Annotated in this window: 14 protein-coding genes; 8 read left to right on the forward strand and 6 right to left on the reverse strand. The window is 38.9% G+C overall.

All coding sequences use genetic code 11. From position 1 onward, the window contains the following. Positions 1–208 precede the first annotated feature (208 nt). The gene (locus tag CLV99_RS07795; protein WP_133583912.1) at positions 209–1,369 is read right to left on the reverse strand and encodes a FecR family protein; all 1,161 of its coding nucleotides are present in this window, start codon (positions 1,367–1,369) and stop codon (positions 209–211) included. 62 nt (positions 1,370–1,431) lie between these two features. Beyond that, on the reverse strand, positions 1,432–1,995 hold the full coding sequence (locus CLV99_RS07800) for an RNA polymerase sigma factor (RefSeq protein ID WP_133583913.1): 564 nt from the start codon (positions 1,993–1,995) through the stop codon (positions 1,432–1,434). 117 nt (positions 1,996–2,112) lie between these two features. On the opposite strand from CLV99_RS07800, the gene CLV99_RS07805 reads away from it, so the two are divergent. Further along, positions 2,113–2,967, forward strand: a complete 855-nt coding sequence (locus CLV99_RS07805) for an SGNH/GDSL hydrolase family protein (protein ID WP_133583914.1) — start codon at positions 2,113–2,115, stop codon at positions 2,965–2,967. 168 nt (positions 2,968–3,135) lie between these two features. Continuing rightward, complete coding sequence (locus CLV99_RS07810; protein WP_133583915.1) at positions 3,136–4,098, forward strand: SAM-dependent methyltransferase; 963 nt, start codon at positions 3,136–3,138, stop codon at positions 4,096–4,098. A gap of 336 nt (positions 4,099–4,434) precedes the next feature. Here CLV99_RS07810 and CLV99_RS07820 read toward each other — a convergent pair whose 3' ends face one another. The 3 genes from CLV99_RS07820 to CLV99_RS07830 form a co-directional block, all read right to left on the reverse strand. Continuing rightward, a complete protein-coding gene (locus CLV99_RS07820; protein ID WP_133583916.1) occupies positions 4,435–5,292 on the reverse strand; it encodes an SDR family oxidoreductase in 858 nt (285 codons plus the stop codon). Between the two features lie 72 nt (positions 5,293–5,364). Then, on the reverse strand, positions 5,365–5,940 hold the full coding sequence (locus CLV99_RS07825; protein ID WP_133583917.1) for a Crp/Fnr family transcriptional regulator: 576 nt from the start codon (positions 5,938–5,940) through the stop codon (positions 5,365–5,367). A 182-nt stretch (positions 5,941–6,122) separates the two neighbouring features. Next, positions 6,123–6,425: a winged helix-turn-helix transcriptional regulator gene (locus tag CLV99_RS07830; protein WP_211348448.1), complete on the reverse strand. Its 303-nt coding sequence runs from the start codon at positions 6,423–6,425 to the stop codon at positions 6,123–6,125. A 132-nt stretch (positions 6,426–6,557) separates the two neighbouring features. Here CLV99_RS07830 and CLV99_RS07835 point away from each other — a divergent pair, with 132 nt between their 5' ends. Beyond that, entirely contained in the window at positions 6,558–7,559 is a 1,002-nt protein-coding gene (locus CLV99_RS07835; RefSeq protein WP_133583919.1) for an MBL fold metallo-hydrolase, read from the forward strand. A gap of 355 nt (positions 7,560–7,914) precedes the next feature. On the opposite strand, the gene CLV99_RS07840 is transcribed toward CLV99_RS07835, so the two are convergent. Continuing rightward, positions 7,915–8,481: a dihydrofolate reductase family protein gene (locus CLV99_RS07840; protein ID WP_133583920.1), complete on the reverse strand. Its 567-nt coding sequence runs from the start codon at positions 8,479–8,481 to the stop codon at positions 7,915–7,917. A gap of 350 nt (positions 8,482–8,831) precedes the next feature. Between CLV99_RS07840 and CLV99_RS07845 the strand changes: the two genes are divergently transcribed. The 5 genes from CLV99_RS07845 (at position 8,832) to CLV99_RS07865 (ending at position 16,892) form a co-directional block, all read left to right on the forward strand. Further along, complete coding sequence (locus tag CLV99_RS07845; protein ID WP_133583921.1) at positions 8,832–9,560, forward strand: SDR family NAD(P)-dependent oxidoreductase; 729 nt, start codon at positions 8,832–8,834, stop codon at positions 9,558–9,560. Positions 9,561–9,856: 296 nt separating this feature from the next. Beyond that, a complete protein-coding gene (locus CLV99_RS07850; protein WP_133583922.1) occupies positions 9,857–10,534 on the forward strand; it encodes an RNA polymerase sigma factor in 678 nt (225 codons plus the stop codon). Positions 10,535–10,640: 106 nt separating this feature from the next. Then, positions 10,641–11,792, forward strand: a complete 1,152-nt coding sequence (locus CLV99_RS07855; protein ID WP_133583923.1) for a FecR family protein — start codon at positions 10,641–10,643, stop codon at positions 11,790–11,792. Positions 11,793–12,057: 265 nt separating this feature from the next. Further along, positions 12,058–15,489: a SusC/RagA family TonB-linked outer membrane protein gene (locus CLV99_RS07860; protein WP_162850055.1), complete on the forward strand. Its 3,432-nt coding sequence runs from the start codon at positions 12,058–12,060 to the stop codon at positions 15,487–15,489. Positions 15,490–15,497: 8 nt separating this feature from the next. After that, positions 15,498–16,892, forward strand: a complete 1,395-nt coding sequence (locus tag CLV99_RS07865; RefSeq protein ID WP_133583925.1) for a RagB/SusD family nutrient uptake outer membrane protein — start codon at positions 15,498–15,500, stop codon at positions 16,890–16,892. Position 16,893 lies beyond the last annotated feature (1 nt).

The following is a 16,893-nucleotide window of genomic DNA, read 5'->3' on the forward strand; positions in this document are numbered from 1 at the left end:
TGTAATACACAATATTCGAATTTCTGTTTTAAATTCATATTTTTGTGATGTTGTTGGTTTATAAATGTTCATTCCATTTGGAGGTTGTAATGTCTAACAATACAACTGGATAGACCAATTAACTAAACAGGTGTGGTGCAAACACACCTGTTTCTATGTCTATATTAAGATTTACTTGTTTAAGCTCTCATATTCCTATTTAGTTTATTTAATTAATAATAAGTTTATTTCCACTCAAAATATAACGTACTCCTGTCGTTTTCAGAACTTCGAGTGCTGTTTCAAAGCTGGTGTTTCGTGGTATCTTTCCCACAAATTCAAAGTTCACTTTTGAGCTATCATATTCGACTTCGACATTATACCAACGACTATAAGCGTCAAGAACAGTTTTTAGATCAGCATTCTCAAAAAGGAAATAACCATCTTTCCATGCAAAAATTGGATTTAACGACACTTCTCTTATAAAGGATTTTCCACTCTTACTATTATACACATGTTGTTCGCCTGGCTTTATTCTACTTTTACTATTTTCAGCATCCCCCCCAATTTGAACGGAACCTTCGAGTAAGGTAGTCTGGACCTCCTGCTGATCGTACGCATTTACATTAAATAACGTTCCTAGTACTTCTATTATCTGTTCACCGCTCAGCACATAAAAAGGGACCGATTTTTTACCTTCGGCTTGCACTTTATTAACCTCAAAGTATGCTTCCCCTTTCAACAGCTTTACTTCTCTCTTGTTTGTAGAAAAGACCGAGGGAAACTGAAGTGTACTTTCAGCATTCAACATAACACGAGAACCATCCGCCAATTGTATCTTATATTCCCCTCCCGCAGGAGTGCTAATATTATTAATGAGGTTATTTTGCATCGCCTTTTCATTGTCTGATATATTGATTATTATCTCAGAATTGCCCTTTTTAACGATATGTATACCATTTGTATGAAGTAATTCACCATCCTTCAGTTGATCTAAATTAAACTGTTTGCCGTTAGACAAGGAAAGTAGAGCTTTGGGCGCCCCTGGAGATATAGCCTGCTGAATAGCTTTCTCAGTATTCATTTTAGCGTGATAAATAGTTATACCTAAGGCACTAACTAACAGAATTGAGGCAGCAATAAGCACAGGTTTAAGTCGCTTTATTCTAGATAATTTAGGAGTAGTACTATCCAACGCAATCTTGCTTAATACCTTTTCCAAAATCCGATTTTGAAGCAATTCCTCATTTTCCGCAAAATCGGGTGGAATGTCGATATCCTCTTTATTATTTTGGTTATACCAATTTGCAAATTCGGCCTTTTCTAAATCTGAAATCGTTCCATCAAGCCATTTATTTGCTAATAATTGATAATATTCTGGAGTATGCATAATAAGGGTCTTTATAATAAGAGTCCCTTGTGCCACCACAATCCCTTAGTCCAAAATAAAAATTATAAAAGAAAATTTAAAAAGGTAGAGAGTTTTCCTTTTAAGACTTTAATCGCCTTTCCAATATGAGCTTCGACCGTTTTTTCCGAAATTCCCAATTCTTGTGCAATTTGACGTTGAGTAAGCCCCTGATCTCGGCTAAGCTGAAAAACCAGTCTGCATTTGTCTGGTAATTCATCTACATATTTGGCGAGTTCCAACTTCAATTCCTGAAAATCCAGCAATTGCTGAGTACTGTTATCAATATATACATTCTGTAATACACTATCCAAGTAGTCTTGCTGTCTTGAGGATTTTGCTATAGCTTTTATTATTCGATATTTCGTCGATACTGCTAAGTAATTCTTTAACTCTCCTGTTATCTCGATTGCCTTTCTCCTCGTCCATAGACTGTAAAAAATATCCTGTACGATTTCCTCAGCATCTTCTAAGGACTTTAGTTTATAATACGCTAAACTGAAGATTTGCTTCCAATACCTATTATAAATCAAGGTAAATGCATGCTCATCATCATTTTTCAGCTGCTGAAGCAAATCAAAATCTGATTTATCAAGTTTTAAGGGCATCAGAATTTTTAGCGGTTTATAAAATCTTGTTACTAATGGACTAAAGGTATTATAAATATATAAATACTACAAAATTTATATATTTTTGTCGTTATAAAAAACTAAACCTAACATTTTATGACTTCTACCAAATTCAGGCTGTATAAGTTTTTCACCTTATTAATTTACCTCCTATCACTTACTAATACGTCTCAAGCACAACAGGTCGAAAAAAAAATATTGGCTAAAGATGAAATCAACCATAATACGCATTGGAAGGGAAAAAAAGTTGCTTTCCTAGGAGATTCAATGACAGATAAAAGAAGAATTGGCACAAGTTATATTTACTGGGAATACCTCAGAGATATGTTAGGTATTGAACCATTTATATATGGTACAAATGGACATCAATGGGATGGTATCTTTCAACAAGCGGAAGAGTTAAAAAAAACTGATATAAAAAATTTAGATGCTATTTTTATTTTCGCTGGCACTAATGATTATATGGCCAACGTACCCCTTGGAAGTTTTTATGAACTAGTTACAAAACAAACAAATTATAATGGTAACAATGTTAAAAGAATATTCAAGCAAAAACTACTGTTAGAAAACACATTTTGTAGTCGTATAAATCGCGTACTCGATTTTTTAAAAAAGCAGTTTCCAGAACAACAAATTATTTTACTGACACCTATTCATCGTGGTTTTGCAGAGTTTAACGAGAGTAATATTCAACCCGACGAGCGCTATACTAATGCCAATGGCAATACGATATCAGAATTTGTCGATACTCTAAAGAAAGCCTCATCCTTGTGGTCTGTTCCTCTCGTTGACTTATATACTATATCAGGATTGTACCCCATGTCTCACGCTCATCAAAGATACTTCACTGACAAAAAAACAGATATGCTACATCCCAATGCCCTAGGTCACTACCGAATAGCAAAATCTTTATATTATCAACTACTACAGCTACCATCGAGTTTTTTATAAGATATCATTCAGAATGAAATAACCCTAATACATACCTACTATCAACTTCATTTATCAAAAAACTCTTTGTCTTTTAGTATATTCAAGCATCAAAAAAAACACGCAGGATACCAAAAGAGATGTTATGAGTAAATTAGACAACCAAAAGATTTACGACTAATTCTATTTATGAATCAGAAAAGCCAACTCCAGCAACTATTAAAAAGTTATTCGGATGATATCCTTTTAGATCAACTATTTCATGACAAACTCGCTCCAGCTGTTTTAGGGCTTTCTGAATTTCTGTTTGAATTAGCGGATATACAACAATCAGATAATCAAAGAACCCATCTTAGTACTCCATCGGGAAATGCCATAGGTCCCTTTTGGGCTGCTAGCTGTAGTAAAGAATTGTTTCGGACACAGCGATTTATTAAGGCCCTACACCAAGCTATTGGAGACAAGCTCCAATCTGTTGATGGTCCTATACATGTATTATACGCTGGTACTGGTCCCTTCGCTTTACTAGCTTTGCCTATTATGACTCAATTTTCACCTGAGGAAGTTCAATTTACACTTTTGGAGATAAATCCCATTAGTTTTGAAAAAATGAATAACTGTATCTCAGAACTAGGGCTAAAGGATTATATAAACGCCACGCATTGTGTTGATGCTGTAAAATACAAACTCAACGAAAAAAATATTGATATCCTTATTAGCGAAACAATGTGTAATGGACTATATAAAGAACCTCAAGTAAGTATCTTACTGAACTTAGTATCACAGTTGGATCAAGATTGTACAATCATCCCTGAACTGATCGAAGTAAGTCTCTCCGAAGAAGATTCGTCCAATAGTTTATCAAAAATAGCATCACTGATGAGCTTTGATCGTAAATACATTGACGATGTAATCCTCAACTCTTCTCCTATTTGTTGGGCGTTTCCTGAAGTATTCATCCAACATACGTTCAATACTACCACCAAATATTTCCTTACAACAGATATTCAGATCTATAAGAACCATACATTAACACTGAACGAGTCAAGCTTGAATCTTCCCCGTAGATTTCATGTTACTACAGAAAATTTGAATAATCCACAATCAATCCAATATAAAATCGGTGAAATTCCAGAATTCCGTTTGGCATAAAGCCTCTTTTTTATAATCCTATTTTCTCTGTTTGGGTTTTGCTTTCATTACCGCGTAATAGGAAAAAGTAAAAGCAGAAAGACTTTGATAACCGATCTTATAGGCGATCTCACTTAGCGTGTACTATTGGGTATCTATAAGCTCAATACTTTTTATAATATTGATTTAGCGAAGTTTCTAAAACACTGGTGTTATCATCTCTCCGCGAATCTTTTTTAGGAAATCTCGATCTTATCGTAAAATGAACTGTTATAGTAGAAATACCGTAATCGGCTTATTGGGTACGTACTATCCCGCCTAAAGAATAGACCAAGAATTGGTTGAAAAGGCAAGATATCACAAAGCTTTTTCCTTAAAAAAATCCGCTAGATGTTTCTGTCCATATTGAGGGGCGATATTATCGTCGGCCATAGCGGTTAAAAAAAACTCGTACGGCCCATAGGTCTTTGAACTGGTAAATGTTCGTAGCAACTTTATAATAAATATCCGCAAGAAATCTGGTAGGCAGATTATTTTTATCTTCTTGTCTAAAGCAGTTAATGCCAATTGACCAATCTCACGATGACTCAATATATCGGGTCCTCCTACTGTACATTCTCTCTCGCTACTTTGCATTTTCAGGATACAAACCTTGGCCAGATCCTCGCCGTCGATTGGATTCAGTCTTTTATCCCCTTTACCAAATAACCAGACATGGCCTGTCTTTGCCATTTCGAAAAAATCACCCATGTCTGAAAAAAAACCATTGGGTCTAATAATACTATAATTCAAACCCGAATCCTTGAGTTGATCGACAAACCGCTCTTTGGCTTCAAAGATCTTTAAATGCCTCAGCTTGTCTCCATTAATAGCTGATATGTACTGAAACCGCTCTACAGATGTCGACATCGCTTCTTTTAAAAGATTCATATTGCCCTGATAGTCTACGTCCATATAAGTCATTCCGTCTTTTTGCCTTGTAATACCAATGGTGCTAATGACAAAATCTATGCTATGGGTAATACCTTTTATAGTCTCGGGCTTCGTGACTTCTCCAATCAGGATTTCATCTGCCAATGAGACCCGCTCGCGCTGGGCATCGGATCTAACGAGAACTCGAACCCAGTATCCTTCTCTTTTTAACGCGCTCAGCAAATAATTTCCCAAGTAACCTGTTGCACCAGCTAGTAATACACGTTTGCTTTTATTTGTCATGGATCAAATGATTTAGTTTTCTACAAAACTAGGTAGCCCGTGGCGCAAATCTCGTTGACAATCGTCAAGAAATCATTTTTTCGCAATGCGTTGTTTAATTCGGCTCAGGGTCTCGGGAGATACGCCCAAAAATGTCGCTATATAATGCTGAGGTATACGTAAAAATAATTCGCCCCGGCGTTCCAACAGATCGGTATACCTATCCTCTGCTGAGAGCGTAACGAACGAGGCTATAATGCGCTGGGCGGTCAGCAACTCATTCTCAACCGCGATTCTTGCAATATTTTCAAAAGTCCCGGATCGCTGCAGGAGCTTTTCTATAGTCGTTTTCGAAAGTATACACAATGTAGTGGGTTCCATAGCCTCATAGTTCTCGACCGCCGGCTTATTAAATGTATAACTCTCGCCTGCACAGATAAATTGTCCTTCGGTATAGAAAAATGCGGTTTTATCGACAGCATCTACATTATAGAATAGACGTACGCACCCTTCCAGTACAAAATAGATATCGGTCGAAATCTCTCCTTCGCTGAATATTATAGCGTGTTTGTCAAATTGCTGAATCTCGCTAAGCTCTCGCAGGTCATCTTTTTCTGTAGATGACAATGGTGTGTATAACTCGATATAGTCTATTAGTTTATCAATCATATGCTACCAATGGATATAGTCCCAACGCGGATATCAAAATTGGCTTTACAGTCGCAATCTGTTCCATCTCAGGACCTGCACTTATATAGTTTTTATATCGAAAAAACTTAAAAGTTTCGCACTAATCCCAAGCGGAATGCCTTATTTTGATAAATAGGTTTTATCTAATCTTCTTTAAGCATCTAGCCCCTACTCGTTTTTATCCTCATATCACTAGCCGCAGCTCCTTCTCCCCAATCTGCGATAGACATCAACAGAGGTATCAAAGTCTTGCCAAATTCTGTTAGCTCATAATCAACTTTCAAAGGTGCCTTATTAGTATGAACAGTCCTAATTACTAAACCATCTTCTTCCAGTTCTTTCAATTGAAGGCTCAATGTACGTTCGGTAATAGCAGGACACTCTCTTCTCAGTTCGCTATAACGTTTCTTTTCAATCAAATGCAAAAGAATTACAGCCTTCCACTTACCACCTATATACCTCATAGTCAAACTGGTACTACAAGGAAATTCTTTATCATCTATACAATACATCTGTTACTATCTATCTTGACCGTTATTGTAAAGATATAATACTATACATAGTTTTGCAACTATATAAATTATAGTATAAAAATTATGAACAGATCACGAGTATCCTCCTTACGATTATTGGCCTTGATCGGCTTATCATTATCGGTATTTCTTTTTAGTTTTAAACCTATTGATAGAGACAAAACAACCGACCGACCCCGTGCTGCATTAAAATTACTCATCGGCAACTTGGAAACTTATATATTATCCGATGGTGTTATCTCTTTGCCTTCCATTCAGCCAATTTTTGCTCCCTTTATAAATCAACAGGAGTTTAATGTAAAGCTAGAGAAAATGCACCTTCCTACAGACAGGCTGGAAGTGAGTTCGAATATCATGTTGATTAAAAAGGACAAAAAAGTCATTCTGATCGACTCTGGTAGCGGGCATCATATGGGTAAAAATGGAGGACAACTAAACGTCTCATTGAAAACGATAGGCATCCTTCCGCGAGACATTACCGACATCGTCATAACACATCCCCATGTAGACCATATAGGTGGTATTCTGGATAAGAAAGATAGATTTATATTTCCAAATGCAAAATATCACATTGCTCAGAAAGAATACAATTTTTGGATGTCAGAAAACCCGATGTTCCCAAATTCTAAAGATAATATCTCCAATACGGATGCCGGCATATCGTTTGCACGAAAAACACTCGCTAAAATCAGTGAGCGTCTGCAGTTCTTCGAATATGGTCAACATCTTTTTGGCTGTTTAATACCTGAACTCGCAGAAGGACATTCTCCAGGACAGACCATATTGACTCTATATGCAGGCAAAAAATCATTAAAGCACATAGTTGATGTGATACATACTCCATTTTTAGTCTCAAACCCTGAGTGGGGTACGCTCTGGGACGGCGATTTTGAAAAAGCTGTGAACACAAGAAGAAAGATAATAGTAGAAGGTGTAGAACAAGGCACTCTTTTCATGACCAGTCACTTACCCTGGCCAGGCCTCGGTTTTATAGATAAAAATGGCACAGAACATCGATGGACAATTTTTCCTTATTCGGATCCTATAAATATAGTGGTCAAATAATCCGGAGAAAACTGTCATTAATAATTCCACGGAATAAAATCCTTATTCCGTGGAAAACCATTACACTCCTTTACTGGCATGAAGTTTTCAAGTCGTGATATGTTTATAGAACTCTTATTTTACAAATTAATATGCCAGTAGTTTAGATTCCATAGACGGCCAAGTCAAAAAGAATAATTCTAAAAAATCAGCTTCTCGCCTGATCTAAGGTCGCAAAAAAGCGCTTTGACTTAAAACCGATAATATCTATTGTAAGCCTTAGAAAATCGACAATAAATATACCTGTGTAATGTTTGGATACCGGTAGACCACATCCATTTATTGGGAATAACACCATTGACAATAATATACTATGTCAAAAATAGTATATCCAATTTTGCAGTCTTTCATAATACAGTATGACTGCACCAGCACTAAATGCTTTTGTCTTTATGAGTTTGAGACTAATTTTATTGCTAATGTTCTCAAATAATGGCAATCTACCACCTGCAATAACAGGATGGATACAAAGTTGATATTGGTCAATCAGATTGAGTTTCGTCAATGCTACAATCAGACTTGGGCTACATACAAAAATGTCCTTGCCAGACTGTGCTCGGAGTTGTAAAACCTCTTTGTCTAGATCTTGCTTAGCTAATTTTGCAGTATCCCAATCAACCTGTTTTAACGTATGCGAAAAAACAAGCTTAGGAGTACTATCTATAGCAACTGCAAAATCGTCCATAGCCCTATTGCCAGTTGGATTGGAAAGCACTGTCCGCCAAAATTCCATAAGCTGATAAGTTATTCTACCATATAAAGCAACATCAGCACTTCGCAACAGATCTGCATAATGCTGATGTATTTCTTCGTCAGGAATTCCGGAAGTATGATCGCAAAATCCATCGACCGTCATATTCATTGCTGCTATTACTTTCTTCATACTATTCTAAGTCTATATCTGCCCAACTGGCAAAAGGCTTTCTATTATAAGGATAATCATTCATGAACATCGTCTGATTTTAAATAACCTATTCTTTTACAAGTATATAAATAGATGTTGTAATAATATTTATCATAAGGCAAGAAATTGAGTAACCTGACCAATAGTCGTGGCGTCTAAAAAACACCTATTTTCAGGGTAACACGCTATCATACAACAAGAGTATTAGAGTAAAGTTTATTTAAATGAATAATTTCTGAAAGGTACATGACTATCTGCCATTGAGCAATTATCGGATTTTTTCACTCTCATCAATCACCTAGTTTTGTTGCATACTAAACACAAAATATATGCAGATTTTTAAAGACCGCGTCATTCTCATCACAGGCGCTAATAGAGGTATTGGCAGATCACTTGTAAAAACTCTTCTAGAGCATGATGTAAAGAAAATATACGCAACATACAGGGATTTGAAGCAGATGCCAAGTTTTAATGACGATCGAGTTGTTCCCTTACCGCTGGATATAACCAACAGCTCGGATATCGCCAAGACTATAATAGACACAAGTGATACCGAGATCCTGATTAATAATGCTGGAGTATTGAGCTCAGGAACTATCCTAGAGGGAGATCTGAATGGGATGAACTATGATATGCAGGTCAATTACTTTGGTACTATAAACATGATGCGGGCCTATTCTCCAATTCTAGTCAAAAACCGACCAGCTAGGATAATCAACATAGTTTCTATTGCAGCGTATTCACCGTTACCAACTATCGCTGGTTACGCAGCATCTAAGGCGGCTCTCTTTTCAGCTACACAGTCTGTGCGAATAGAACTTGCTAAAAAAGGAATCACTGTACACGCTGTCAATCCAGGCGCTATTGGTACAGATATGAATAAAGGAAGTGATTGGGTGATGCCCACCCCCGATAGCGTAGCGATCAGGATACTACAACAGATAGCCCTCGAAAACCTGGATATTATACCCGACGAAATAGGTCAGAATATGTACAACGCATGGAAAGAAGACCCCTCTAAACTGGCAAAGATATTCTCTGACATTTACCATATGTAACCTTTCAATCTTTTTAATAAAGCGTAGGCCTCTTTATGTCAAGGCCTACGCTCTTTAGTATCCACTACTATTATTTTTCAAATATGTTTGGAGCCTATAAATATAGTTCTCAAATACGCCTGAGAAAACTGTCAGTCATAATTCCACCGAATAAAATGGTTGTGCCGTGGAAAAACATTACACTTCAATTGATAAAAGACCAATCTAGGTAGATCAAGCACGAGTCAATTGCCCAAATAAATTTGTAGCTTTGCTCAACCCTAATCTATTGCGATACGATGAGCAAAAGAATCTAGATGGAAGATAACGTTTATAGCAAATATACAGATACGGATCTTATAGCCATGCTCTATAGTGGTGATCATACGGCCTTTCGAGAAATATACCAACGATACTTTCCGGTGCTCCACATCCATGCTTACAAACGTATATCAGACGAGGAGGTAATCAAAGACATACTACAAGACATCTTCGCTTCGCTATGGAGCAAAAGGGAAGACATAGACCTGAAACACACATTGTCTGGCTATTTGTATGCGGCTGTAAGTTATAAAATCACCAATTACTACCTAAAACAAAAGACAGAAAACAGGTACCTGGACTCACTCCAGCACTACCTGGATACACCGGACAGTGTACGTACGGACTTCTATGTACGTCATAAGGAACTACATCAAATTATTGAGTCCGAGATCAACGCACTACCGCTAGCAATGCGACGGATATTTATTATGAGCCGGGTAGATCTGATGCCGCACAAAGAAATAGCTTCGGTCCTGAAACTATCGGAGCACACGGTGCGCACACAGATCAAGAAGGCCTTACGTATCTTACGGCAAAGGCTTCCGCTATTTACTTACATGATCCTATGTTCCGAAATCGGCTATTCGTTAAAAAGTTGGTCTCATCAGGATACCAACACCAACCAATCAGATAAATACAAGAGTACAGCTCAACAGGATTCTATCAGGTAGATATTAGATAATCGATATTTTTTCATTTTCGGATACCCCATACCCATTACTTGTTTGCCTTATATATAGACAGTGATATTGTCACTATGTCCTGTATTGTCAATTTATGGAAGAGAGAAAAGCAACGGTATTAGCCGAAAAATATAAAAATGGGACTTGTAGCCAAGAAGAACAGGTACTGATTGAACAATGGTACAATCAGCAAGAAGTGTCTGACCGCTATCCTGACATTCCTCATATTCAAAGATCTATGGATGAGGTATGGAAAAAGATGGATATTAAGAATCCCTCAAAAAGAACGAACTGGAAGTCGTATGCGGCTGTATCGGCATTGGTAATCGGTATACTATCAATATGGTTGTACAAGGCCGATAATGCTATCCCTGTATCCGCTTTCCAAGATGACGTAATACCTGGTGGACAAAGAGCAATACTTACATTGGCAACAGGGCAATCCATACAGCTATCGGCAGAACATGGAGGCATATCTTTCCAAAACAATACTATAAGATATGAAGATGGATTCCCCATATGGGGATATACACCACTATTGTCTTCTGAACCAAGGTCGACAAACTATGTAATAATCAACACTTTTAACACGCTTGAGGTTCCTCTGGGCGGAAACTATAAAATAATACTGGCTGATGGAAGTACGGTATGGCTCAACTCGGGTTCAAAAATAATATTCCCTACTACTTTTAGCGCCACACCACATCGTCAAGTCAGCCTATCCGGGGAGGCTTTCTTTGCTGTAAGTAAGGATCCCTCACACCGGTTTACAGTAACCACCAAAACCCAGCAAATCAACGTACTGGGCACCCAGTTCAACGTCGAAGCATACCCTAATCAGCAGAATAGCAAGACCACGCTGCTGGAAGGATCGGTTGAAATTGTAAATATGCAAGTAGGAGAACATTTCGGTAAAAAAATCATACTGACACCTCATGAACAGACCTATCTGGATGGAAATAATATCGAAAAGGAAAGAGTCAATCCCGAAAAAGCCATAGCATGGAAGGATGGCTTGTTTGTCTTCAATGATGATCGTCTTGTGGATATCATGCAAACCCTATCGCGCTGGTATAAAATCGACGTTGACTACAACAGTATACCAGACAGCCGTTTTAACGGACAGATAAGTAAACAGGCGAAACTTTCCGAAGTATTGGAAATGCTTGAAATTACAGGGCAGGTCACTTTTAAACTCGAAAATAATATAATCCGAACCTATGCTAAAAACAGCAATAGCCACTGAAATAGGTTCAACTGATAATAATTAATGATATCATTATACATGAAAAGTTAAAATTTCAACACAACCACGTTTGAAATAATAAAGCCAGCAGTGCGCCAACACTGCTAGCTGTAAAAGATCAACGGATATTTTCACAACGCAATGCAATAATTGACCCACTAATCATTTCAAATTTATGAATTTACACAAGAAAAAACAATGTGTAAGGAATGGCTCTGTGTTCGAACACAAAAGCAGTTCCCTACTACCTAAACCCGCTACTATTATGAAGCTTTCAACAGCACTACTGACTTTTGCTTCCCTACAGGTGAGTGCTTATAGCTACTCACAACAGGTGAGCTTGAGCAAAAAAAACAGCTCATTGAATCGAGTCCTGCACGAAATACGTGAACAAAGCGGCTACAATCTCCTGTACAACTCGGATCTTATCAATAGCAAAGGTGCTGTCAATATCAATTTGAAAAACGCATCGGTGGAAGAAGCATTACGTCAGACTTTGGCAGGAAAAGGATTGGGCTATTCGATCAAAGATAAGACAGTATTGATCCATGAGCTGAAGGCTGACCCGACCAATAACAGCCTAGAGCAACAGCAACGGGCACTGCGCGGTCGTGTGCTGTCTTCCGACAAGCAACCGATACCAGGAGTATTGATAACTGTATCGGGCACTAATAACAAAACCCAAACTGACAAAGATGGTTATTACAGTCTAAAGGTATTTCAGAATGCGCCAACTATTGAAGCCTCCTATGTGGGCTACGAAACTGTAGTCAAAACCATATCAAAGGATCAGCAGGAGCTTAACTTTACGCTAATTGTCAAGCAGAACGAATTAGAACAGGTGGATGTCATCGTATCTACCGGTTACCAAACTTTGCCAAAGGAAAGGGCGACAGGCTCTTTTTCGTTTGTAAGCGAAGATAAACTCAAACTCACGAATATGGCGGCAACAGACTTTGCTAAAGGTCTAGAAGGTATGGTACCAGGCCTCTTAGTAGGACCTAGCGGTGCTTTGGAAATCCGTGGAGCGGCTTCTCTACGCGCGGGTACTCGTAAAGTATTGATTGTAGTCGACGGATTCCCGGTAGAAAGTGGTAATTTCACTATAAACCCGAACGATATACAGAACATCTCTGTTCTGAAAGACGCGGCTGCCTCTTCGATATGGGGAGTACGTGCCTCCAATGGGGTCATAGTCATCACAACAAAAAGTGGCATGAATACGGAAGGTAAGGCTGTATTCGAGATATCGTCCAACCTTTCTTTCGATACAAGTCCTGACTTTGGAAAGCTCAGACCGGCAAGCACTTCGGAATTTATTGATTTTGAAGTGGAGACCATAAAAAAAGGATGGATCAACTTTAACAACCTTGGCAACAACAACTATTCGCCAGTCGCGGGTCTTTTCTACCAGAAGCATTTGGGACAGATCGATGATCAGCAGTTGGAAGCGGGTCTGAACATACTAAGATCTTATAATAGCCTAGACCAGAAGGATCTCTTCTACCGTTCTGCCGTTCAAAAACAGCTCAACCTATCTATTAGGGGCGGATCCGAAAAATATAAATACTTCTTATCCTCTTTTTATACAAACCAACTAACCTCATTGGTAGGCAATAAAAACGATAATTTTAACTTCAACTTCAAGAATGACCTACAAGTTCTTCCAAATCTAAATCTATCTTTGGGTGTCAACTCAACGTTTATCAAGAACAACATACCAAATGATGGCTATAGTTTTATAGACAGTAGACCATACCTTAGGTTTTTGGATGATAATGGTAATTATGTACAGCACAGTTCACGGATAGGAAGTCATCTGCAACAAGGATACTATGACAAAGGGTACCTAGATTGGGGATACAACCCTTTGCAAAACATGCGCGGTACCGATAAAACATCTGAAACGTTTGCCTCCCGCATTCAGGTAGGTGCTGAATACAAGATCATCGAAGGTCTAAAGTTCTCCTCACAATATCAAACTGAGTTGCGTTTTATAAACGGCGAAAAATTACAGACACTGGACACGTACTATGCGCGCGATATGGCCAACTTATGGCGTGTGTATAACCCTACGAAGGGCAGTTATGACCAGTTATTCCCTAAAGGAAATATCTTTGACAAGGATAATGGCAAGCAAAACAATTGGACATTCCGTAATACCCTAAATTTAGATAGACAGTTTGGAACAGACCATACCTTGTCTGCCATCGCGGGTGTAGAGTTACGTTCTATCTTCAATAGAGGTAACAATGAGCGCTATTACAATTATGATCCACAGGCACTGACCTCAGATGTATTTAATGTATTGGCCCTATCTACCTTTACGCAAGACGCATTGGGCGGATACAATTCGTACACCTGGAATCCTGCTTTTTTCAGCCGTACCGACAAATTTTTCTCGGCATTCGGAAATGCAGCTTATACTTACCTATCCAAATACACCGTGTCAGGTAGTATACGCACCGACCAATCGAACCTATTTGGGACCGACCCAAAATACAGATACCAACCCTTATGGAGTGTGGGAGCGAGCTGGAATATGAGCCGTGAAAATTTTATGAATAATGTGGATTTTGTAAATCGACTGATTCTTAGAGCTACCTACGGCCTAAATGGTAATATAGGCAATTCAAGTCCCTACCCTATTGCAAACACAGGAAAAAATTTCCAAACGCAGGAGAATATGCTGACGTTCTCTAATCCGGAAAATCAATTCCTGCGTCCAGAGAAAACAGCTACGTCCAATATTGGTATCGACTTCTCTCTATTCAACAAACGTCTCAATGGTAGCTTCGATTATTACAATAGAAGGAGCTTTGATTTGTTGAGCAGATCTATTCTAGACGCAACGGTAGGCTTCGGTTCGGCAGACCGAAATATTGCAAAAATGTCCAATCACGGGGTAGAACTCAATCTAAATGCGAATATATTGAGGGGACCATTTAATGTCGATATAGATCTCAACCTGGGGTACAATAAGAATAAAGTAACTGATGTACTAGCTCCTAGTAAGACCGCAACTACTTATCTAAGTGGCACGCAACCAATCAAGGATATGCCTCTAAGTTACCTCTATAGCTATAAATGGGCGGGACTGTCTGAAAAAGGTGAGCCACGGATATTCGATGCCGAAGGAAACATCAAAAGCTGGAAAGATGGCCGTATCACCGACATTAATGCATTAGCCTATGCAGGGACGATGGTTCCGCCATTTCACGGTGGTATGTTCATCCATATGCATTACAAAGGATTTACGTTGAGCCCACAGTTCACATTCAAAGCGGGACACAAAATGCGCCTATCAACGACTCGGATGGATATGTTCCCACGGATTACAGCAGATATCGCTAATAGGTGGCAAAAAACGGGCGACGAAGCCATTACTGACATCCCAAGAACGTATGACACAAGCTCACCAGGTCCTGTATGGGACGACTATTATCGTAAATCTGACCGTTGGATAGATGATGCCTCCTTTATTAAATTAAGATCATTAACCTTAAATTACAGGTTGCCAAGCCAATGGATACAATCGGTGTTTAGCGATGTCAACATGTCGTTCCAGGCCAACAATTTCTTACTATGGTCTGCTAATAGCCAAGGAAGTGACCCTGATTACGTCGACCTGAATACCGGATCTATCGGTCTTCCTGCATCGAAAAACTATGTATTTTCATTAAACTTTAAATTTTAAGAACGATTATGTCAGTAAAAAATATATTCAAACTTGCCCTAATACCTGCTGTCTTAATGTTTGGGTCATGTGATAAATTTTTGGACGAAACGCCCAAAGGTGTCGTCATACCTAAAACATTGAATGACCTGGAAGGCTTATTAAGCGCACCTCTAGTCGTCGGCGTAATGCCCAATAACATGAACTACGCGACCGATGAGATAGATCTACCGGAGGCAAATCGAGGTCCAGCTACAAGCTACGCCGGCAGAAATGCCTTAAATATCTATGACTATAAGCCTGAACACTATGACGAGAGTGAAGATGATGCCGACTGGAACAGATCTTACCAAGCAATATATGTCTACAATACGGTACTCCAAGAAGTAGAACGTAACACAGAAAGTGATCTAAACAAAAAGAACAGACTCAAGGGTGAGGCATTGGTACACCGTGCATACACTTACCTGATACTGGTCAACCAATACGCCAAACACTACAGCAACACGGCGGCTCAGGATTTAGGGGTACCTCTCCCACTAAAACCAGATATCAATGCCCTGTCAAAACGCGAATCTGTAGAAAAGGTCTATCAACAGATTGAGACTGATCTATTGGAGGCAATAGATTTATTACCTAACACGCCTACTTACTGGTACCGCCCGAGCAAAGTTGCAGCTTACGGGACGCTCGCACGAATGTACTTGTATCAGGCCAAATGGCAGCGGGCCATGGACTATGCAAGCAAGGCATTGGCAATCAAAAGTTTTTTATACGATTATAATACCTTTTCGTATGCAGACCCAAACAATAAACTGGCTAATCTAAAAGGATATCCGGGTAGCTCGATTGAGAAGAAGCAATTTATCTTCCATAAATACCAATTGCGGGCAGGTGCATTTTACTTTGAGTTCTTGATAAATCAGGATTTTTTCAAGCAATATACAGCCGGAGATCTACGCGAAATGTTTGGCACCAGTAATAAAGGCTACGGAGGTGCAAACCTCGCTGGTGTAGGTGTGATCGAAAACGCTGGAGCCTATGACTATAACAATGGTGGTATCACGACACAGGAGATGTATCTCGTGCATGCCGAGGCCGCAGCTAGACTGAACAAACTGCCTGAGGCACTGGAAAGCCTTAATGTGCTTCGAAAGAATAGATTTACTCCGTCGACCTTTACGGTGTTAAACAGTGGTGAGCAGACAGAGGTATTGGAATGGGCTTTACAAGAGCGCATGCTTGAACTGGCCTTCCAAGGGCACCGCCTTTTTGATATCAAACGCTTGCACCTTCAAGGCAAGGATATCAATATTAAAAGGGGTACACAAACCTTTGGACCTACTCATCCGCTGTTGGTATTCCCTATCCCTGCGAAAAATATAGTAAATAATAATAACTTGGAACAAAACCCAAGGTCTTAAC

Origin of the sequence: Sphingobacterium yanglingense, from assembly GCF_004363245.1 — a bacterium.
Classification (GTDB): domain Bacteria; phylum Bacteroidota; class Bacteroidia; order Sphingobacteriales; family Sphingobacteriaceae; genus Sphingobacterium; species Sphingobacterium yanglingense.